This window comes from Proteocatella sphenisci DSM 23131 (assembly GCF_000423525.1).
In the GTDB taxonomy this organism is placed as follows: domain Bacteria; phylum Bacillota; class Clostridia; order Peptostreptococcales; family Filifactoraceae; genus Proteocatella; species Proteocatella sphenisci.
In genome coordinates, this window is sequence record NZ_AUID01000008.1 from 1 (window position 1) to 22,428 (window position 22,428).

The 22,428-nt window shown below is 36.1% G+C and carries 20 protein-coding genes; 18 read left to right on the top strand and 2 right to left on the bottom strand.

The genetic code is table 11. The features are described 5' to 3' along the window. The 13 genes from G558_RS13810 to G558_RS0103805 all read left to right on the top strand — a co-directional run. On the top strand, positions 1–898 hold an 898-nt coding region (locus tag G558_RS13810; RefSeq protein ID WP_156888499.1), incomplete at its 5' end, for a glycine/betaine/sarcosine/D-proline family reductase selenoprotein B. Positions 899–934: 36 nt separating this feature from the next. Next, positions 935–1,810: a BKACE family enzyme gene (locus tag G558_RS0103750; RefSeq protein WP_028828977.1), complete on the top strand. Its 876-nt coding sequence runs from the start codon at positions 935–937 to the stop codon at positions 1,808–1,810. 68 nt (positions 1,811–1,878) lie between these two features. Beyond that, positions 1,879–2,880, top strand: a complete 1,002-nt coding sequence (locus tag G558_RS12300; RefSeq protein WP_036931557.1) for an L-carnitine dehydrogenase — start codon at positions 1,879–1,881, stop codon at positions 2,878–2,880. Positions 2,881–2,993: 113 nt separating this feature from the next. Next, positions 2,994–3,134: a hypothetical protein gene (locus tag G558_RS13925; RefSeq protein WP_156888500.1), complete on the top strand. Its 141-nt coding sequence runs from the start codon at positions 2,994–2,996 to the stop codon at positions 3,132–3,134. Between the two features lie 21 nt (positions 3,135–3,155). Next, positions 3,156–4,760 (top strand): sodium:solute symporter family protein, encoded by a 1,605-nt coding sequence (locus G558_RS0103765; protein WP_028828978.1) that lies wholly within the window; start codon positions 3,156–3,158, stop codon positions 4,758–4,760. Positions 4,761–4,789: 29 nt separating this feature from the next. Then, complete coding sequence (locus tag G558_RS0103770; RefSeq protein ID WP_028828979.1) at positions 4,790–6,841, top strand: acetate--CoA ligase family protein; 2,052 nt, start codon at positions 4,790–4,792, stop codon at positions 6,839–6,841. Between the two features lie 134 nt (positions 6,842–6,975). Next, positions 6,976–7,662, top strand: coding sequence for a TetR/AcrR family transcriptional regulator (locus G558_RS0103775; RefSeq protein ID WP_028828980.1), 687 nt, complete (start codon positions 6,976–6,978; stop codon positions 7,660–7,662). A gap of 17 nt (positions 7,663–7,679) precedes the next feature. Continuing rightward, on the top strand, positions 7,680–8,684 hold the full coding sequence (gene trpS, locus G558_RS0103780) for a tryptophan--tRNA ligase (protein WP_028828981.1): 1,005 nt from the start codon (positions 7,680–7,682) through the stop codon (positions 8,682–8,684). Between the two features lie 19 nt (positions 8,685–8,703). Next, positions 8,704–9,156: a signal peptidase II gene (lspA, locus tag G558_RS0103785; protein WP_028828982.1), complete on the top strand. Its 453-nt coding sequence runs from the start codon at positions 8,704–8,706 to the stop codon at positions 9,154–9,156. Positions 9,157–9,177: 21 nt separating this feature from the next. Beyond that, complete coding sequence (locus G558_RS0103790) at positions 9,178–10,140, top strand: L-threonine 3-dehydrogenase (RefSeq protein WP_028828983.1); 963 nt, start codon at positions 9,178–9,180, stop codon at positions 10,138–10,140. Positions 10,141–10,296: 156 nt separating this feature from the next. Next, the gene (gene prmA, locus G558_RS0103795) at positions 10,297–11,241 is read left to right on the top strand and encodes a 50S ribosomal protein L11 methyltransferase (RefSeq protein WP_036931559.1); all 945 of its coding nucleotides are present in this window, start codon (positions 10,297–10,299) and stop codon (positions 11,239–11,241) included. 16 nt (positions 11,242–11,257) lie between these two features. Then, the gene (locus G558_RS0103800; protein WP_028828985.1) at positions 11,258–11,995 is read left to right on the top strand and encodes an RsmE family RNA methyltransferase; all 738 of its coding nucleotides are present in this window, start codon (positions 11,258–11,260) and stop codon (positions 11,993–11,995) included. Positions 11,996–12,005: 10 nt separating this feature from the next. Next, a complete protein-coding gene (locus G558_RS0103805; protein WP_028828986.1) occupies positions 12,006–12,947 on the top strand; it encodes a TIGR01212 family radical SAM protein in 942 nt (313 codons plus the stop codon). Between the two features lie 35 nt (positions 12,948–12,982). Here the strand turns inward: G558_RS0103805 and murC are convergent, their stop codons facing one another. Both murC and G558_RS0103815 read right to left on the bottom strand, forming a co-directional pair. Continuing rightward, positions 12,983–14,332 (bottom strand): UDP-N-acetylmuramate--L-alanine ligase, encoded by a 1,350-nt coding sequence (gene murC / locus G558_RS0103810; protein ID WP_028828987.1) that lies wholly within the window; start codon positions 14,330–14,332, stop codon positions 12,983–12,985. 142 nt (positions 14,333–14,474) lie between these two features. Next, positions 14,475–15,866 carry an alanine/glycine:cation symporter family protein gene (locus G558_RS0103815; protein WP_028828988.1) on the bottom strand — a complete coding sequence of 464 codons (1,392 nt, stop codon included), beginning with the start codon at positions 15,864–15,866 and terminating at the stop codon, positions 14,475–14,477. A gap of 360 nt (positions 15,867–16,226) precedes the next feature. Between G558_RS0103815 and G558_RS12305 the strand changes: the two genes are divergently transcribed. The 5 genes from G558_RS12305 to G558_RS0103840 all read left to right on the top strand — a co-directional run bounded on the left by G558_RS12305 (position 16,227) and on the right by G558_RS0103840 (position 22,421). After that, positions 16,227–17,507 (top strand): DEAD/DEAH box helicase, encoded by a 1,281-nt coding sequence (locus tag G558_RS12305; RefSeq protein WP_051188443.1) that lies wholly within the window; start codon positions 16,227–16,229, stop codon positions 17,505–17,507. A 77-nt stretch (positions 17,508–17,584) separates the two neighbouring features. Then, positions 17,585–18,919 carry a hypothetical protein gene (locus G558_RS0103825; protein ID WP_028828989.1) on the top strand — a complete coding sequence of 445 codons (1,335 nt, stop codon included), beginning with the start codon at positions 17,585–17,587 and terminating at the stop codon, positions 18,917–18,919. Between the two features lie 43 nt (positions 18,920–18,962). Further along, positions 18,963–19,682, top strand: coding sequence for a response regulator transcription factor (locus G558_RS0103830; protein WP_028828990.1), 720 nt, complete (start codon positions 18,963–18,965; stop codon positions 19,680–19,682). Beyond that, a complete protein-coding gene (locus G558_RS0103835) occupies positions 19,672–21,126 on the top strand; it encodes a sensor histidine kinase (RefSeq protein ID WP_028828991.1) in 1,455 nt (484 codons plus the stop codon). The genes G558_RS0103830 and G558_RS0103835 overlap by 11 nt, the downstream gene beginning before the upstream one ends. Positions 21,127–21,128: 2 nt before the next feature. Then, positions 21,129–22,421, top strand: coding sequence for an efflux RND transporter periplasmic adaptor subunit (locus G558_RS0103840; protein ID WP_028828992.1), 1,293 nt, complete (start codon positions 21,129–21,131; stop codon positions 22,419–22,421). The last annotated feature ends 7 nt before the right edge of the window (positions 22,422–22,428 follow it).

The window sequence follows — 22,428 nt, forward strand, 5'->3', positions numbered from 1 at the left end:
GAAGCTGAGAAGCGATGCAAAAGTAATGGCAGCATATGCAAACAAGCTGCTTTCTGGAGCAGACCTGTTTCCAGCATCAGAAGAAGGTTATTTTGAAAGAGGGATCAGGCACCAGGTTTGGAGACAAGACGGCAAGATAGCAGCAAAAAGAGGAGTAGAGATGCTCATTAAGAAGCTTAACAACGAAGATTATCAGACAGAACTTATTATACCAGAAAAAGAACTTGTTCCAGTGGCGCCGCCCATAAAAGATCTTTCAAAAGCGAGAATAGCACTTCTTAACACAGGAGGAATAGTACCAGTAGACAACCCTGATAGAATACAGTCAGCCTCAGCTACAAGATGGGGAAGATATTCAATAGAAGGAATAGAAAGGCTCGAGAGTGGCAAATACAAGACCATACATGCAGGATTTGACCCTGCAGCAGCAGATGCAGATCCAAATGTAATAGCACCTGTAGACGCACTCAGAGTGCTTGAAAAAGAGGGTAAATTTGGTTCACTTCATCCATATTTCTACACTACAGTAGGAACAGGGACTACTCAGGCAGAAGCATCAAGGATGGCGATAGAAATTCTGGAGCAGCTTGAAGAAGATAATGTAGACGGAGTAATAATGGTTTCTACATGAGGGACCTGCACACGTTGCGGAGCAACGATGGTAAAAGAAATAGAAAAAGCAGGTATGCCTGTAGTTCACATGTGTAACATAGTTCCCGTGTCAGAAACTGTAGGAGTAAACAAGATAGTGCCAACAATATCTATACCGTATCCACTTGGAAACCCTAACACATCAAAAGAAGAACAGTGGAAACTCAGATACCACAGAGTAAGCGTGGCCCTTGATGCACTTACATCAGATGTAGATCAGCAGACAGTTTTCAAAGTTAAAATATAAGTAAACTATTTCAATTTAAAACTCAGGAGGTATACCATGAACAATGAAGTAATAATAACATGTGCGATTACAGGGTCTGGGGACTCAGCTAACAAGAGTCCTAACGTGCCGGTAACACCAGAAGAAATTGCAGCATCTGCAGTAGCTGCGGCTAAAGCAGGAGCGTCTGTGGCTCACGTTCACGTCAGAAACCCAGAAACAAGAGGTTTCAGTAGAGATGTAAAACTATACCAAGAGGTTGCAAAGCTCATAAGAGAGAGTGGAGTAGACATGATACTTAACATTACCGCGGGTATGGGTGCTGATTTCGTACCTGATGAAGAAAATCCAAATATGGGCGGACCAGGTTCAGATATGATAAGCCCTGCAGAAAGAGTAAGGCACATAGAGCTTATAAAGCCAGATATTTCAACTCTTGATTGTGGGTCCATGAACTATGCAACAAGCGCATACATAGCTACTATGGATATGCTAAGAGAGACAGCAAGAAGAATCCAGGCAGCTGGAGTGAAGCCAGAAATAGAGGTTTTTGAGCTAGGGCACATATGGCAGGCAAAACAGCTTATGAAAGAAGGACTGATTGATCCAGATCCAATGTTCCAGCTGTGTATGGGCATACCATATGGTGCGGAAGCAACTACAGATAATATGGTAGCAATGGTAAATGCTCTTCCAAAAGGGGCAAACTGGGGGTCGTTTTCTATAGGAAAGATGCAGATGCCTTGGGCAGCTCAGTCGGTTCTTCTGGGTGGAAATGTAAGAGTTGGGCTTGAAGATAATATATATCTTGGAAAAGGTCATTTTGCAACGAATGAAGAACTTGTTTTAAATGCCAGAGAAATTGTTGAAAGAATGGGCGCTAGAATACTAAATCCGGAGGAAGCAAGAATAAAACTTAAGCTTAAAAAATAATTCGGGTGGCTTTAAGGCTAATTGCAGTCTAATTTGTTAAAATATTCATTAAATGGAAGGAGCAAATAATGTATCTTGGGAAAAATGAAATAAAAACAGTTGCTATAATTGGAACAGGGGTTATAGGTGCAGGATGGGCAGCAAGATGCCTTCATAGAGGTGTGGATGTATGTGCATATGATCCAGGAGCTGATGCAGAAGCTCTTCTTAGAGAAGTTGTAGAAAATTCAGAGCAGGCAATGGAAAAAATAGTTGACGTACCTGATGCCAAAAAAGGTAAACTTACATTTGTAAAATCTATAAAAGAAGCAGTTGAAAATGCAGATTATATTCAGGAAAGTGTGCCAGAAGTAGAAACAATAAAAATACCTACTTTAAATGAAATAGATAAATATGCTAAGGCTAATGCTATTATAGGAACAAGTACTTCGGGTCTTCTTCCTAGCAGACTTCAGTCAGAACTAAAACATCCAGAAAGATTTGTTGTAGCGCATCCATTCAATCCTGTCTATCTGCTTCCACTTGTAGAAGTACTTGGAGGAGAAAAAACAGACAAAGGGGCTTGTGATACAGCTGCAGATTTTTATAGATCTATAGGAATGAAGCCTCTTATGGTTAGAAAAGAAATAGATGGATTTGTTGCAGACAGACTTCTTGAAGCATTATGGAGAGAGATTCTTCACCTTGTTAACGATGATGTTGCAACAACTCAGGAAATTGATGATGCCATAATCTATGGGGCTGGACTAAGATGGGCAATAATGGGAACTAATATGACATATTATCTGGCAGGCGGAAAAAATGGGATGAGACATTTTATGGAGCAATTTGGTCCTGCACTCAAATTACCCTGGGCTCATGTAGAAGCACCCGAGCTTACAGATGAGCTAATCGACAAGATGGTTGATCAGACAGCGGAGCAAGGAGCTGGAAAGAATCTTCGTGAGTGGGAGCAGCTTAGAGATAACTGCCTGGTTTCTATAATGAAAGCTCTTTCTGAATTTGATCATGGAGCAGGCAAGATAATTAAGGAAGATCTTGCTATTCAGACTGAAAAACTGGGCCTATAATAAAAGTTGAAATAGTATTTACCATATCTTGATAATTGTTACACTGGCGTACAGTATCTGGAATTTTTCGGAAATCTCTGTATGCCAGTGAAAAATAGAAAGGAAGGTATTTCATGGGTGAGATAGTAGTATCTATATTTATAGGCGGATGGATGATGCTTGTTGGAGTATTTATGCATTGGAGTCTTAGCAAGGAAGAGAAGAAATACAGACAAGAAGAGCTCACAGCAGAGGCTTCTGCAAATGAAAATTAATGGGATTATAGGAGGTATAATATGAATATATATTTAATAGGAGTTATTATAAGTATTATAGTCTACATAATTATAGGTAATTACGCAGGAAAAAGCGTAAAAGACATAGATGATTATTACGTAAGTGGAAGAAATGCAACGACAATACTTATAGCAGGAACTCTATTCGCATCAATGCTGAGCACTAATGGTTTTATGGGTGATACAGGCTGGGTATATGACGGAAATATCACCAAACTCGTTATGCTGAATGTCCTTTGTGGTTCGGGATATATAATTGGACCTATGTTCTTTGGAAGATATCTGAGAAGATCACAGGTTGTAACAATGCCTGAATTCTATGGGAAAAGATTTAATTCAAGGAGAATACAGTCATTTGCAGGTATAACTACAGTTATATCTCTTACGGCATATCTGCTGGCAGTTACCCAAGGAACAGCACTGTTAATGCAGCAGCTTACTGGACTTTCTTTTGGGATATGTCTGGTGATTTCATTTATATGTTTTACATCATTCACAATGTATTCAGGATCATCAGGAGTTATCTTGACAGATACTCTTATGTTTATGATTTTTATATCGGCTACTATTGTTGCAGGCCCTTTTATATTTCAAGCGGCAGGCGGAGTTTCCAGTGTTATACCAAATGTAATTTCGGATCCGGCTATTTCTCATGACATGCTATCATACCATGGAATTCTGGGACAAGGAGAGAGCGCTCTTGATTCAATGATATATGCGATAACTATGGGAATTGTGTGGCTTATAACTGTTTCTGTAAGTCCCTGGCAGGCCAGCCGTAACCTCATGGCAAAAAATGAGCACGTAACCTTCAGGGCAGGAGTTGTTGCGTGTATATGTACTACAGTATTTCTGACCTTCTTATATTTTATCGCGGTAGCAATCAAACTCATCAATCCAGCGATAAGTCCGAGTGAGCAAGTTATAATATGGTCATGTTTCAATGTAATGCCAAAATTTGTGGGAGTTCTTGTTCTTACAGGAGTAATGGCTGCGGGCCTATCGTCAGCATCTACTTTCCTTTCTGTTGTTGGTTTCAGTCTTACAAATGATATTTACGATTTCAATTTTAAAGATGATAAGGCTAAACTTAGAATGAGCAGACTGACAATGCTTATAGTTGGAGTTATTGCTCTTGGCATAGCATATATAATGCCACCTTCAATAAGGGTTATATCATGGTTTGCAAGTACTATAATAGCAGCATCTTGGGGACTTGTTGCATTTATGAGTGTATGGAGTAAAAAACTTACAGAAACAGGAGCTTTTTATGGGATGGTTACAGGTTTTGTAGTGTTCTTCGTTGGAAAAATGGCCAAAGAATTCATGGGTCTTCCTCTTAACAACATACTGGATCCTTTCTTCCTTGCACTGCTGTTTGGATATATATCTATTATGATAGGTAATAAAAAAGGGACCATAGGTAAAGAAGAGAAAATATTTATAAATATGATGCTTACTGTTCCAGAAGAAGAAAAATCAGCAGAACTCTTCAAGAGAGATAAGCTTTATGCAAAAGTACTTATAGCTTCTGGGGCACTAATGATGGTTATACTCATAGTATTCTGGGCTATTCCATATAACAACTTTATGGGAGTCATGTAAAACTTATATAAACATTTTAAGGAGGGCATATGAATTTAGAATCATTAATGGCTCCAAAAAGCGTAGCGCTCATTGGGGCTTCAAATAAACCGGGATCACTGGGACATGATATGGTGCAGATGATAAAAAGAGGATCTTACAGTGGAAATATTTATCCTGTAAATCCTAAATATGATGAGGTTTGCGGCATTAAATGCTACCCAGACCTGGAATCTATAGGAGGAAATGTAGATCTTGCTGTATTTTGTGTAGCAGCAAAAAGGCTTCCTGAACAGATAGACATTGCAGTTAAAAATAAAGTGAAATCACTTACCATATTTGCAAACTGTGTAGTTCAAGGCGATGAAGGATTTGAAGATAGAATAATTGAAAAATGCCTCGATGCAGGCATACCGGTATTAGGACACAATGCGATGGGATATTATAACAATGATCTGGATCTTAGAATATGCGGATTTGAGGCTCCAGATGAAGGGGTAAAAGGGAATATTTCTATGATATCACAGTCCGGATCTGTTTTTAGCACCATATGTCACAACGAGCCACAGTTAAAATTCAATCTTGCTGTAGCAACTGGCACAGGCCATATAACGAGTCTTGAAGATTACATGATTTATGCACTTGAACAGAAGACAACAAAGGTAATGGCGGTATATATGGAGTCATCGAGAAAACCGGAGAGATTTGTCGAAGCGCTGAAGCTTGCAAAAGACAAAAAAACACCAGTTGTTCTCATGAAAGTTGGGAAATCAGAACTAGGAGCAGAGTTTGCAAAATCTCATACTGGAGGACTTGCGGGGGATGACGATGCTATTCAGGCAGTGCTTGATCATTATGGGGTAATAAGAGTGGACAGTTTGGAGGAGATGGCAAACACACTGGCAATTTTCAGCTTCTTCCCTGAGATTCCAAAAAAGGGAGGGCTGGTAGCTATAGCAGATTCTGGAGGAGAACGGAATCTTCTGGCTGATGATGCTGAATATGTGGGAATTGAATATGCAGAGCTTTCTGAAGACACAATGGAAAAACTTGAAAATATTCAAGAGTTTGGGCAACACGCAAGCAATCCACTTGATCCATGGGGAACTGGAATAGATTTTGAAAAAATATTTGGTGACTCTATGTCTTGCATGCTCCGTGATGAAAATGCAGCTATAGGACTTATATCTCAGGATCTGCGGGATGGATACTACCTGTCTGAAGGGTGTGTACAGGCACTTGAGCAAGGCAGCAATGAGGTTGGTAAACCAGTAGTTTTTCTTACGAATCTGGGAGGAGTAAGAAGAAAAGAGCTTACCGAAAAAATCAATCAAATTCCAGCTCCAGTACTTACTGGAACTAAGTCAGCGCTTAAAGCAGTAAAGAATTATCTTGGATTCAGAGATTTTGAATATGAATCAAGTAAAATTGATAAGCTGAAAATAAATGATGAGATTTCAGAACTTATAAAAAACAAGAGTGTTCTTAAAGAAACTGACGCGATGACAGTTTTAGAAAATCTCGGGTTTCCTGTGGTCAAAGCAGTAGAAATAAATTCTGCAGATGACTTGGAAGCTAAAAAAGGACTTTATCAATATCCTCTTGTTTTAAAAACAGCGGAAGAAGGCATACTGCATAAGGCAGATGTTGGAGGAGTAAAGCTTAGAATTGCGAATTTTGAAGAGCTTGAAGATGCATATGCTGACATGTCTGAAAGACTTGGGGAAAAATGTATAGTTGCACCTATGATATCTTTCGACAATGAAATAATTCTGGGTATGAAAAATGATGAGACCTTTGGGCCAATGGTAATTGTTGGGGCAGGGGGCATATATACAGAGCTTCTTAAAGATAGAATAGTTATACTTCCAGAAGCATCTGAAAAAGAAATAAGAGAGAAACTGAAAACACTTAAGACTTATAAACTTTTTACGGGATTTAGAGGCAGTGAGAAAGCGGATATGGATCTGCTTATTGAAATAATCATGAGATTCTGCAAGATAGTGAAAACTCTTGGTAGCGAAATATCAGAAATAGATATAAATCCTGTCGCAATAAAAGGAAATCATATAGTGGCCCTGGATGCACTCATGATAAAATGAATATAAGTTAAAAAACAAAAAATGCTGGTTTTACTGGCATTTTTTGTTTTTTAACATAAGTATAATGTTGAAATGTGGGCATTTAGTGTTATAATTAAGATGAAATAAAAATTTCAGTCGGAGGATATATTTAAATGGAAATAGATATAAATAATGCAGAATCGAAAATGAGTGACAAAAAATATATACAAAAAAAAAGGATTATTAAATATTTTATAGATGCTGTAAAACAAATCCAGGAAGATGAAGGGCTCAAAGCTGTAACAATTAGAAAGGTAGCAGATATAGCAGGTTATAACAGTGCTACGCTTTATAATTATTTTGAGAATTTAGACCACCTTCTTTTGTTTGCGTCCATGGATTATTTTCAGGAATATGTGGATCAGCTACCTAAACGCCTCAAGGATGTAAGGGACCCAATTCAAAGATACATTATTGTGGCAGAATGTTTTTACAAGAATTCATTTCTTCATCCACAAAATTTTTACTCTATTTTTTTTGCAAAGGTATCGAATTCAATAGATGAATATATTCGTGATTATTATGAATTGTTTCCTATTGACACCTCGGAGATGGATGAAGACATAGCGACCATGGTAAGAGAAACTGATTTATTCTCAAGAGGCAGCATATCGATTAAAAAGTGCATAGACGAGGGTTTTTTTACCAAAGAAGAAGGTATAGAACTTAATGATATAATGATATATGTATATGAGAGCTTCCTTTACAGGGTTATTCATGATGAAATTGACCCTGCTGAGGCTAATGAAAAAATAAATAAATACTTGTCAAATATAATCAAAAAGTATAGAATTAAGTAAACAAATAGGAGGATTAAATGTCAGATAAAAAAATTATATTCAGTGGTATCCAACCTTCAGGAAAAATAACACTCGGAAACTATCTTGGGGCGCTTTCTAACTGGGTTGAGCTTCAAGATGAATATCAGAATTATTATTGCATAGTTGATATGCATGCTATTACAGTTCCCCAGATTCCAAAGGATCTAAGAGAAAATACACTTCTTCTTCTTTCTCAGTATATTGCCTCGGGGATTGACCCAAACAAGAGCACTATTTTTATACAGTCCCATGTGCCACAGCATGTTGAGCTTTCATGGGTGCTACAGAGCATGACTTATATGGGAGAACTTGGAAGGATGACCCAGTATAAGGACAAGTCGGCTAAAGGTGGAGAGAATTTAAACTCGGCACTGTTCACCTACCCTGTGCTCATGGCATCTGATATACTTCTTTATTCGACTGACCTTGTGCCAGTAGGAGAGGATCAAAAACAGCACCTTGAGCTTTCCAGAGACCTTGCGCAGAGGTTTAATAACAGATATTCAGATACTTTTAAAATCCCTGAAGTTTACACTCCAAAAGTTGGAGCAAGAGTAATGAGTCTTCAGGATCCAAGCAAAAAAATGAGCAAGTCAGATGAGAATGAAAATGGATACATCAGCCTTATGGACAGTAATGATGTAATCATAAAAAAAGTAAAAAGAGCTGTCACAGATTCAGTGGGTATTGTGAACTATTCAGATGAGCAACCAGGAATAAAAAATCTTCTTGATATATGCTCTAAATTTGAAAAGGTATCACCTCAGGATCTTGCGCTCAGATATCAGGGAAAAGGCTATGGCGAATTTAAAAGTGATGCAGCAGAAATTATTGCACAAGGTTTAAGACCAGTAAGAGAAAAAGCTAATGAATATATGAACGACAAGGCTTATCTTGAAGAAATATATTCTCAGGGAGCACAAAAAGCTGAAGAAGTTGCTTCAAAAATGCTAAGTAAAGTATACAAAAAAATCGGTTTTATACCTAAAAAAAGAATATAGTCAGGAGAAATGGATATATATGACTTATATATTAATAACTTTTCTGCTTCTAATACTTGATCAGCTTACAAAAATGTGGTCAAGGAACGTACTGGCATTTAGAGGAAGTATTCCTGTGATACCTGGTTTTTTCCATCTTTCATATGTAGAGAATCGTGGAGCGGCTTTTGGTATACTTTCTGGAAAAACCACGCTCTTTCTTGTGGTGACGATTTTTGCCATTGTTCTCCTTATGTATTATGCAAGAAAGCAAAGCAGTAATGACTTTTCAGGATTTTTAAATATTGCAGTGACATTCATAATTGCAGGTGCTCTTGGGAATCTGATTGACAGATCTATGTATGGATTTGTTACAGACATGATAGACTTCAGGGGTTTGTGGAAATTTGTTTTTAACGTTGCAGACTGCTATGTCGTATGCGGAACTGCAGCTTTGATTTTCTATATATTGAAATTTGATAACAATAAATAAAATTATTAAGGAGAAGATAATATGAAAAAAATACTCGTAACAGGCGGACTTGGACAGATAGGCACTGAACTGATAATGACGCTAAGAGGTGTTTATGGTAATGAAAATGTAGTTGCAAGCTCAATTGAAGCGGATTGTCCTGACTTTATAAAAGAAACAGGAGTATATGAGTCAGTTGACGTATTAGATGCAAAAAAACTTGGAGAAGTATGTAGAAAACACGGTATAAACCAGATTGTGCACCTTGCTGCAATACTTTCTGCTGTTGGTGAAGCAAAGCCTCAACTTGCATACAATATAAATATGAATGGGCTGTTCAATGTCCTTGAAGTTGCCAGAGAGACTGGGGCTGGTGTATTTACACCGAGTTCAATTGCAGCATTTGGACCATCTACACCTAAAGATATGACGCCTCAGGACACAATTCAAAGACCTACTACTATGTACGGGGTAACAAAGGTTGCAGGAGAGCTCCTATGTGATTATTACAACCAGAGATATGGTGTTGATACAAGAGGGGTAAGATTTCCAGGACTTATATCATACAAGGCACTTCCAGGTGGAGGAACTACAGATTATGCAGTGCATATATATTATGAAGCAATCAAGAACAGAAAATATACTTCTTATATAGCGGAAGGGACAAGTATGGATATGATGTATATGCCAGATGCCATAAAATCTATTTTGGATCTTATGGAAGCGGATTCTTCAAAACTTATTCATAGGAACGCATTTAATGTAGGGGCTATGAGTTTTGCACCAGAAGACCTTGCGGCTGAAATTACAAAGCATATTCCTGACTTTAAACTAGATTATGCAGTAGATCCAGTAAGACAAAAAATTGCGGATTCATGGCCAAATTCACTTGATGATAGTTCAGCAAGAGCAGAGTGGGGATGGAAGCCAGAGTATGATATTGCAAAGATGACATCGGATATGCTTGATAAACTATCTATAAAACTTGGTAAATCCTACAAATAAAACTGAATATAATTATATATAAAATATTCCTGAAATAAGTTTTATAATATAAAAGCAGTAATTTCGAGCACCTGTTTGCTGGGAATTATTGTTTTTTATATTATAAAGGATATGGTATAATATAAATATATAAATATTAGGGAAAAGGTGTATATTATGAATTGGACAGAAGTATTGATAAAAGTGGATGCACAGGCGGTAGAAGCGGTAACAGATATATTGTATGTGCTGGGAGCTCAGGGAGTTGCCATAGATGAACCTATAGACATAGAAAAATTAAAAGAAGATGAATTGTACTGGGACTATATAGATGAAAAGCTTCTTGAAAAAAACAATGAAGAAACCAAGATAATGGCATATTTTTCAGAAGAAGATATAAATCTTCCAGAGAAAATAATAACTATAAGAGAAAAAATAAAGAACCTTACAGAGTATGGCCTGTCTATTGGATCTGGTACTGTAGAGCTTAGCAATTTAAATCAGGAAGATTGGGAATCGGCCTGGAAGCAGTATTTTAAGCCAGTACATGTGACTGACAAGATAGTTGTAAAACCAGAATGGGAAGAATACGAAAAAAAAGAAGGAGAAATTATAATAGAGATTGATCCTGGAATGGCTTTTGGAACAGGCACCCATGAGACTACAAGCATGTGTATAAATCAGATAGAAAAAAACCTGAAAAATGGAGACCAAATAATAGATATAGGATGTGGAAGTGGGATACTAGCTATGGCAGCAGTCCTCCTGGGCGCCCAAAAAGCAACTGGAGTAGATTTAGACCCCGTGGCAGTAAGAGTGGCAAAGGAGAACATTATCCTTAATCATCTGGAAGAAAGAATTGATATAGTGCAGGGCAATTTGACAGATGTGATAAAAGATAAAGCCGATATTGTAGTTGCAAATATAATGGCTGATATTATTTTGATACTCCTTGAAGACGTGAGAGAATTTATAAAAGATGACGGCCTGTTTATTTCGTCAGGCATAATTTTAGAAAAGAGAGAAGCCGTTGAAGAGGGGCTTTTGGATAAAAACTTCAAAATAATTGAAGTTGAAACAAAGGGCGAATGGTGTGCAATAACAGCACAAAAGCAGAAGTAATCATGGGAGGCATATTGTGGATAGATTTTTTGCAGACAGCTGTATTGAAAACAGGGCATACATTACAGATACAGATGAAATAAAACATATCACTAAAGTCATGAGACTAAGATCGGGCGATAAAGTAGAATTGATAGCCAGTAACAAAAAAGAATTTATTGCCCAGATAAGGGAAATAAAAAAAGATGAAATAATACTTGATATAGTAGACGAAATGATAAAAAAACGTGAACTTGACTGCAGAATAACAATTTATCAGGGAATCCCCAAAGGGCAGAAAATGGAACTTATAATACAAAAATCAACGGAACTTGGAGTAGCCCGCATAGTACCCTGTCAGCTAAAAAGGTGTGTAAGTAACATATCTGAAAAAGAAGATAAAAAAATTTCAAGGTGGCAAAAAATTGCGCAAGAAGCTTCGAAACAGTCAAAGCGTATTATGGTCCCTGTCATAGAAAATACAATGGGCATTGATGAAATTATCGAGGATATGAAAACAAACCAGATAAATATACTTTTTTATGAATCTGAAGAAAATCTCATGATTAAGGATTATATCAGAAAAATAAATAATTCGGGAGAAAAAATAATTTCGGCAGGGATAATAATTGGACCTGAAGGAGGCCTGGAAGAAAGTGAATGTTTTTTACTTTCTGAATCGGGCGCGAAAACAGTCAGTCTTGGAGATCGCATTCTAAGGACTGAGACAGCTGCAATTTATGGAGCCACAGTTTTAGCTTATGAATTTGAATAGGAGACTTTAAATGCTATATAGAAATTATTCTGAATATCTTCAAAAGAAATATAAGGAGAGGGTATACAAAATTCCGCTTAACATACCAGTTTCTTGTCCTAACAGAGATGGAGAAGTAGGTTTTGAAGGATGCACTTTTTGCGGTGATGTCGGAGCTGGGTTTGAAAGTTTATCTAACGAATTGTCAGTAGAGGATCAATTGGAAAAAAACATTGAGTATATAGGTAAAAAATATAACTCGAAAAAATTTATTGCATATTTTCAGAATTATACAAACACATATATGCCATTTGAAGCTTTTGAAAACATGATAATAAAATCGCTCAGAGACGACGTTGTGGGAATATCAGTATCTACCCGCCCTGATGCCATAAACGACAGACATCTGGAATATCTTTCCAGGATACAAGAGACTTATCAGAAGGACATTTCTGTAGAGCTTGGACTTCAGACTGTAAACTACAGAACCTTGAAAAAAATAAACAGAGGCCATAGTCTTGCCGAATTTATCGATGCGGTAAATCGGATAAGAAAATATGATTTTGAAATAGTAGCACACGTGATACTGGATCTTCCATATGACGACATGGATGATGTAATAGAGACAGCAAAGATAATCAGCGCCCTTGGTATAAATTCGGTAAAAATACACTCTCTATACATTGTAAAAGACACGGAAATGGCAAGGCAGTATACAAGTGGAGAGATAGTTATTGGGACAGTTGAGGATTATATAAAAAGAACGGCTTTGTTTTTGTCATACCTTGATAAGGATATTATAATACAAAGACTTGTTGGCAGGGCTCCGGAAGAAGAAACTTTGTTTTGCAATTATGCAATGTCATGGTGGAAAATAAAAGAAGAGATAGAGAAATATATGACAGAAAATGGACTTTATCAGGGGATATACTGTGATTATTTAAATGGCAAGGCTGTTAAAAAATTTCTGTAAGATAAACAAAAAAAGCGACTAGTCGCTTTTTTTGTTTATAACAGACTTATTAGTTTATCTGCCAGATTATTAATATTTCCTGCACCCATAGTAAGCACTATGTCATCGCAATTCAAATTTGCAAGTAAGAATTTTGAAATATCGTCAAAATTTCCAATATAATATACATTGTCTCTGTGCATCTTTATTTTTTCAACAAGATCACTTGAATGAACAAGACCTGTATCGTGCTCTCTTGATGCATATATATCTGATATTATTATATAATCACACTCTGAAAAACTATTTGCAAATTCTTCTAGAAGCAGATGAGTCCTTGAATAGGTATGAGGCTGAAATATTGCGAAAAGTCTTTTTTTTAAAAGTGGTTTTGCAGCAGAAAGTGTAGCTTTTATTTCAGACGGGTGATGGGCATAATCATCATACACCTTTATGCCGTTTTTCTCTCCCTTGTATTCAAATCTTCTGCCTACACCTGTATAAGAATATATTCCTTCTCTGATCTGTTCAAGATCCAGATTATCCATATAAGCACACAAAATAGCTGCGGCAGAGTTCATAATGTTGTGAATTCCGTGGGTCTGAATCTTAAATCTCCCAAGAGTCGACTTTTCGGAATTAATACAGAATGAACTGAAGTCATTATGAAGGTCGATTTCTGAAATAATAAAATCATTATCAGGATTTATGCCGAAATACATAACGTTATTGAATCCTTGGAGTGCTTTTCTTACAGAAAGATCATCTCCATTGGCAATGATTTTCCCCTCGGGCTTAGTGTTTGATGCAAATTTTTCAAAAGACGCTATTATATGGTCTATGTCCTTAAAGTAGTCCAGATGATCAGCTTCTATATTTAATATAATTTCATATTTAGGATAAAAGGAAAGAAAGCTGTCTACGTATTCACATGCCTCAGTTATAAAATAATTGCTATTTCCTATTTTTACATTCCCACTTATGCCTGGGAGATTGCCTCCTACAAGTATAGTGGGGTCTTTTTCGCAATAGTTGTATATAGTTGAAACCATAGATGTAGTTGATGTCTTTCCATGAGTTCCAGAAACTGCTATTGAATTTTTATATTTTTTCATAAGAGAACCAAGAAACTCGGCCCTGTCTATGGTGTGGATATTCATATTTCTAGACTCTACAAGTTCTTCATTTTTAGAGCCTATAGCTGCAGTGTAAACAACAAGATCATAAGAAGGATCTATGTTTGATGCAGATTGTCCTATATAAATTTTTGCACCCATTTTTTCCAGTTTTTCAGTCATATGGCTTGAAATGCTGTCTGATCCACTGACTGAGTATCCCAGGTTAAGACATATGACAGCAAGTCCGCTCATACTTATTCCACCAACACCAATAAAATGTACCTTCATTATGAACTCCTTATAAATTTCTTGATTTTAATTATTTTACAAATTTCACTTGATAATTATATCATATGTACAAACAAGAGTATAGTTTGATTTAATAAAATAGAAGATGGCATTATGCCATCTTCCGTTTTATTGTAAATTATTACATTGCGTCTTTTGTTCCTATTTGCGGAATTGGGGTTGTATCAACCTCATCAAGATTGTTATCCCATAGATATTTCTTTGTTTCAGCAACGATTACTGGAGCTAACAATATTAAACCAACAAGGTTAGGTATTGCCATCATTGCGTTAAATGTATCTGAAAGATCCCATACAAATGCGTTTGCACTTACAGAACCCACCATTACTACTGCAACATATACGAATCTGTAGTATTTGGCAGGTTTCTTACCAAACAGATATTCGAATGCTTTTTCGCCATAATACGACCAGCCGAGTATTGTAGAGAATGCAAAAGTAACAAGACCGATTGAAAGTATGAATGGACCAACACCCTTAATCTGTCCAAATGCAGCAGATGTAAGTGCAGCGCCTGTAAGGCCACTCATTACATCAGGGTTTTTAAGTATACTTGTAACTAAAACCAGACCGGTCATAAGACAAACAACTATTGTATCCCAGAAAACACCTGTCATAGAAACAAGAGCTTGTCTTACAGGGTTTTTAGTCTGAGCAGCAGCAGCAGCTATAGGAGCTGATCCAAGACCTGCCTCGTTTGAGAATAGTCCTCTGGCTATACCATATCTCATAGCCAGCATGATTGTAGAACCGGCAAATCCTCCAGCGGCAGCCTGAGGTGTAAAGGCAGCAGCAAAGATTGTTGCAAAAGCCTGAGGTATGAATGAAGCATTTATTACAAGAATTATGGCGCATCCAACAATGTAGAAAAGTGCCATAAAAGGAACTAGTGCCTCACAAACCTTGGCTATTGCCTGTACTCCGCCGAGGATAACTACTGCGGAAGCGATTGTTACAATAACTCCTGTAATAACTGGGTTGAATCCAAAAGATGCATCAAGCATAGAAGTTATAGAGTTTGCCTGAGTCATATTTCCTATACCAAAAGATGCTATAACTGTGAATACCGCAAACAATACGCCCAGCCACTTCATGTTTAGTCCTCTTTCAAGGGCATACATAGGTCCACCAAGCATAGTTCCGTCAGAAGTCTTAACTCTGTATTTAACAGCAAGAAGACCTTCTGAGTATTTTGTAGCTATACCGAAAAAACCAGTAAGCCAGGTCCAAAGAACTGCACCAGGGCCTCCTATTGAAACTGCAGTTGCAACTCCAACGATGTTACCAGTACCTATTGTTGCAGCAAGCGCTGTTGCAAGTGCACCAAACTGACTTATGTCACCGGCTCCTGAGTCGTCTTTTGTTACAGATAATTTGATTGCCTTAAAAACATATTTTTGGATAAACTTTAATCTGAATGTCAGATACAAGTGTGTTCCAAATAAGAGAACCAGCATTGGGGGACCCCATACTATGCCGTTTAACCATAAAATTGCACCATGTAATGCTTCCATATAATAATTCCTCCTTTAAAAAAATATTTATAAACTCGAAATAAGAATTTATTTAAATTGATTATATCATGACATAACTTCTAATACAATGGAAATTGCTCATTATTCAGAAAATTCAATCTTGTGAAAAAGTAAACAGTGAAAAATTCATAATGAGTAAATTTTATAGGAAATATGAATTAATGAATAATACATATTAAAAATAATAATTAAAGAATATCAACTTTATTCTAATGAATTTTTTATAACTCATGCTTTAATCAGAATAAATTTTTTTTTGATGAATTTGCCATATATATGATATAATATATGGTAGATTAGTGTGCGAATTATATATGATTAGATAAAGGACGTGTTTTAATGAAGTTCAAAGATTTTAAGATTGATGATAAATATGTAGAAGTATTAGAAAAAAATTATATTACTACTCCTACAAAAATCCAAGAAGAAGCCATACCCCATATTTTAGGAAGAAGAGATGTAATTGGAAAGGCGCAGACTGGTACGGGAAAGACGCTTGCGTTCTTACTTCCAGTTTTCAACCTTATAGATAAGGAAAACAAGCATACTCAGGTTCTTGTAATAGTGCCTACCAGAGAACTTGCAGACCAGATAACAGAAGTTTGCAAAATCCTCTCTGAACCTTTTGACATAGGTGTTGTTTCAGTTTTTGGAGGACATAATATTGAATCTCAGATATCAAGACTTAGAAATAAGGTGCAGATAGTAGTAGGAACTCCAGGACGCATACTGGATCACCTGAGAAGAGGAACTATAAATTTCAAGTTTCTTAAACATATGATAATAGATGAAGCGGATCAGATGCTTGCATATGGATTTATGGAAGACCTTGAACTCTTAAGTTCTAAAATTCCAGAAAATATTCAGATTATGATGTTCTCGGCTACTATGCCGGAAAATATCCAGCATCTTGCAAGAAAGATAATGAGAAACCCAATTACTATCGAAATAGACCCTGAAATAGTAGTGCTGGACCAGATAAAACAACTTGTAATAAAGACTACAGAAGACAGAAGATTAGACAGTCTTATAATGGCTCTTGATATATATAATCCCTTCATGGCTATAATATTTACAAAATCAAAGCAAAGAGCAAAAGAGCTTTACCATGCCATGCTTGAAAAAGGCATAACGGACGTGGAAGTTCTTCATGGTGAATTAAGCCAGAATAAGAGAGAACAAATATTAAAGAAATTCAGAAGCCTTAAGCTTCCATATCTCATTGCTACAGATATAGCGGCAAGAGGTATGGATATTGAAGGTGTAACCCATGTATTTAATTATGATACCCCAAGAGATACGGAGTATTATATCCATAGAGTAGGAAGAACGGGAAGACAAAGTGAAGATGGGGTTGCTGTAACTCTTGTGGATGAGAATGATGAAAAATACCTGTCAAAAATCGAAAAAATAATAAAATTAAATATACCAAAAGTCTATGACCGAAGTGACTATGAAAGAGCAAAACTGAACTTTGATGATATAAGAAATATGAGAGTTGAACAGGTTAGAGAAAGAAAATTCAAAAAGACGAATTCTTTTACAAAATCTAAGTCTTTTGGAAAATCCAAGTCTTTTACAAAGCCTGATTCAAGAAGAAAAAAGAAAACAAAGAGATAATAAAATTGCATAAAATAAAAAAAGATTAGGATTAAGTTCTAGTCTTTTTGCATATAGGAATCAGAAAAGGAAAAGTTATGAAAAAAATCTTTACTTTGCTTACGATTATGCTGGTATTAACACTGGGTATTACAGGCTGTGGAGTGTTAAAAACGCCAGAAGAACTCATACAGCCTCCTGAACTTAATGTTGAGAAGAAAAAACTTAATGATGCACTTCTGAATTATCTTCCACAAAATGCCGATTTGATAGTGTTGCCTTACGTAAAAGGGCTTAAACAGGAAAGTTCGCTTATCAACAAGGATATAGATGGAGATGGAGAAAAAGAAGCTGTTGCACTTTACCGCGATAAAAACACCAGAAAAATAGGCCTCATTGTACTGGACAGAGAAAAAGATGCATGGATTAAAAAAACTGATATAAAGCTTGATGTCTTTGAAGTGGCAGACTATAAGATAATAGACATCAACAATGATGGAAAAGATGAAATCATTATAGGATATTATGGCATTACAAATCCATACAAAGAAGTAAATATATATGTTCAGGATCAAAATACGCTCAAGTCCATATTTAAAGAGCGATATCTGGCGCTTGACATACTTGATGCCGATGACGATGGAATTCAGGACATAGTCATATCTGATTTTGCTGATACGCAATATAACAATAGAGTATCAGTATTTAACGTATATGGAAATAATCCAGTAAAAATAAGTGAAATATCCTATCCAAAAGAAAACGAAGTCTACAGCATCAGCTTTGGAAAAGTCAATGGAAGAACGAAAGCATTTTTTGTAGATATGTATGTAAATCAGACCTATGGACAGACGGATGTGGTTATATATGAAGATAAGGAACTGTACAGCCTTATAAAAGACAGCCATATCAAAGATATAATACAGACTACTCCGATAAAGAGCGTTGATATTGATGATGATGGAATAATAGAAGTTGCAAAGATGCAGGTTATAGACCGGTATGACAGAGAAAATTCTTCTGCAAATAACTTTGTTAAAAATTATTATAAAATAACTGAAAAACTTGAATTGGAGCTAACATCTCAGGTATATGAAGATATAGATATGAATATAAATATAACCTTCCCTTTGAGTTTTAAGAATAATTACTTCATAGAGAAAATCTCTGGTGAGAATCAGATATCTGTTTATTTTTCGCCACAGCAGGCAAAAAAAGCAATACTTTTTATGGTAGTTAAAAAAGTTGAAAAAAGTCAGCTGGATTCATTGCTTGGAGAATATCAGTTAATAACTGAGATGGAAAACATGGCTGTAATTGCAAAAATTATGCAAGAACCTGAGAACATGGATCATATACAAAGAAATTTATATGACAGGATGAAATATGATGCCAGGAATCTGACCACAGTTATAAAACCAGCCAATTTTTAATAATTAAAAAATTTAGAGTAGATTATATATAGAGGGGATAGATATGAAAATACTGATTGTAGAAGATGAATATGCAATAAGAAGTTTTATCACGCTAAATTTTAAAAGAGAAGGTGCACTTGGTTTTAAAAATGATTTTTTTGAGGTATTTGAAGCAGAAAGTGGCGAAGAAGCAATACGTATATTTGAGGAAAATGAAGACATAAGGCTGGTACTCCTGGACGTCATGCTTCCTGGCATAGACGGCTTTGAAGTTCTCAAATATCTTAGAGAAAAAAGTGATGAGATTGGTATTATAATGCTAACTGCAAGAACTCATGAACAAGATAAGGTAATGGGGCTCGAATATGGAGCAGATGACTATATAAGCAAGCCTTTCAGTCCTGCAGAACTTATAGCCAGAGTGCGTTCGCTCATAAGAAGGCTTTCGCTGGCAAATTCTGATGAGAATGAAAAATATATAAAGAGCGGTATATTTAAAATAGATATAGAGGACAGGAAGTATTTCAAAGGTAAAGAAGAGATTGAGCTGACTCCAAAAGAATTTGAAATTCTTGAACTTTTTATGAAAAATAAAGGAAAATCACTTTCAAGAGACCATATACTAAATGAGATATGGGGTAAAAACTACTTTGGAGACCTCAAAGTAGTGGATGTTAATATGAGAAGAATACGTAAGAAAATTGAAGAAGATCCGGCTAATCCTCTATACCTGAAGACTGTATGGGGATTTGGATACAGGTGGGAAGAGGATGAAAATTAGCAAGTCAAGAATAAAAAAACTGATAAGTGATATGAGTTTTAAAAACTCTATAAGAAACAGGATAGTTTTAAGTTTTGGTGCAATTGTAGCACTCACTATAGCTATGATAGAAATGTCATTCATAGTATTTGTATCAAATTACTATTATGGGGGAGTTGAACAGATACTAAAAGACAGGGTAATTGTAACCTCAGAGTTTATAAATAATTACGCGAGCTATTCAAATGTACAGGGCAAAGCGAGATTTTTATTTGAAAATTTTCTGGGAGAATCGGATAAGAAATTCCTGGTTCAAGTGTTAGATAAAAATGGATACGTTATCATGGATTCCTATGGTTTTTCAGACCTAAGAGAAATTGAGACCTCTGATGTCAAAGCGGCATTTAACAACAAGCTTGAACCATACATTGATTCTGATAGTGAAACAGGGGAAAAAATGATGTCTATATCCAGACCCCTGATGAAATATGGAATGATAGATGGGGCAGTAAGATATACAATATCTCTTGAAAAAATTGACGCTGTTATTCAAAAATATATAATTGCAAGTCTTTCAGTATCTGCAGTGATCCTTGCATTTCTTGTAGTTATGGCTGTCCTTATTGCTAAATCTGTCGTAAATCCAATACACAAGCTGACGGCTATAGCAAGAGAAATGGCAGATGGAGATTTTGAGATAAGGGCAGAAAAATATTACGAAGATGAAATAGGAGAACTTGCAGATACTTTAAATTATATGGCAGAAGAAATAACTAAGACAGAAAATGTGAAAAAAGATTTCATATCTTCTATTTCTCATGAGCTTAGAACCCCGCTTACATCAATAAAAGGTTGGGGGGAGACCCTGCTTTTGGGAAGTGTTGAACCAGACTCTGATGCCGAAATTGGGCTTAAAATAATATGCAGTGAAGCTGAAAGACTCAAAGATATAGTTGAAGAGCTTCTTGATTTCTCACGCCTTGAGTCCAGAACAATGAAAGTAAACAAACAGATAATATCTCCCAAAAGACTGGTTAACAGTGTTTACAGACAGTTTCTACCAAGAACTAAAGGTATAGATTTCACATGTACACTCATTGGTCAAGATACTATGGTAAACGGTGATGCTAACCGGCTTAGACAGGTATTTATCAATCTTCTCACAAATTCACTTAAATTTATAGGAGAAAGCGGGAGGATAGCCCTTAGCGTTGAGGGATTCGATGACAGTGTCAAAATAATCATTGAGGATAATGGGATTGGGATTTCAGAAAAAAATCTTGAGCGAGTAAAAGAAAAATTTTTCAAAGAAAATGTAAATTCCCCAGGAAGTGGAATAGGGTTGGCACTTGTAGATGAGATATTAAAACTTCACGATTCTACTATGCTAATAGATTCACAATTAGGTATAGGAACAGTTATTACCATAATAATTCCTGCTGCAACTACAGAAGAAGAGGATTAATAATGAAAAAAACAAATATCCAAGAAAATAAAATACAGATGAGTGCAAAGAATAAAAAGGCTATGATGCTTATTATAGCTGTAATTATTTTAGCTTTTGCAGTCAGGCTGGGAATGAATTTTTTAAATAGCAAGGATGAGGAAACTGACACTTCTGTTCCGGTATCTGTAATGACGGCAACAGAAGCTGAGTTTGAAAAATATATAGAAATATATGGAACCTCAAAACCGGAAAAAGAATCTATCATATTACCTAAGCTATCAGCGACAGTGGAAAAAATAAATGTAAAACCTGGGCAGCTGGTAAAAAAAGGAGATATTCTTTTTATAATGAATACAGAAGATATAGATTCCCAGCTGAAGCAAGCTGGAGCAGGTTATGAAATAGCGGCAAATAATTATAAAAATGCAGGAGGTGCATTGGCAGAGCAGCAGAGTCAGCAACTAAAAGCCGCTACGGAAACAGCAAGAATAAATTATGAAGATGCGAGAGTAAATTATGACAGGATAAAAGTACTCTATGAAAGCGGTGGAGTGAGTAAAAAAGACTTTGAGCAGATTGAAAATGGTCTTGCACTTTTAAAAACTCAGTATGAGACGGCAAAGAAAAGTTACGATCTTTATGTTGAAGAAATAAAACCTGTAAATACAAGCATTGCTCAGTCTCAGCTTGAACAGGCAGAAGCAGGTTATGAAAGTGCAAAAAAACAGTATGACGACATGATTGTAAGGGCAGATATAGATGGAGAAATCGGGGTAAGCAAGGTGGAACTGGGGAAAATTACGGGTGGAACACAGGGGATATCAATGACAGTGGTTGATTACAAGACAATAATTCTGGACCTGGGAGTAACTGAAGAAAACATAGCAAGAATAAATACAAATTCTATATGTAAGGTGAAATTTGATGTAATACCAGACAAAGAGTTCAATGGTAAAATTCAAGGAATTGGAGCATCTGTCGATCCGGCAAACGGACTTTATCAAGTTAAAATTTCAATAGAAAACACTTCTGGAATAATAAAACCGGGAATGTATGCAAACGTAAAGATATTTGATAAATCTATAAAGGGAGCAATAATACTGCCAATAGATACTGTTATAAACGATGGTGACAACAAGTATGTATTTGTTTTGAAAAATGACAACACAGTCCAGAAGAAACAAGTAATTACAGGGGATGATAATGGTCAGGTCCTGGTTGTATCATCGGGTCTTGAAAGTGGAGAAGTAGTTATTTTTAAAGGACAGGATTATCTTGACGACGGAGATTCAGTTAGGGTAATAACTCAATAGAAGGAGA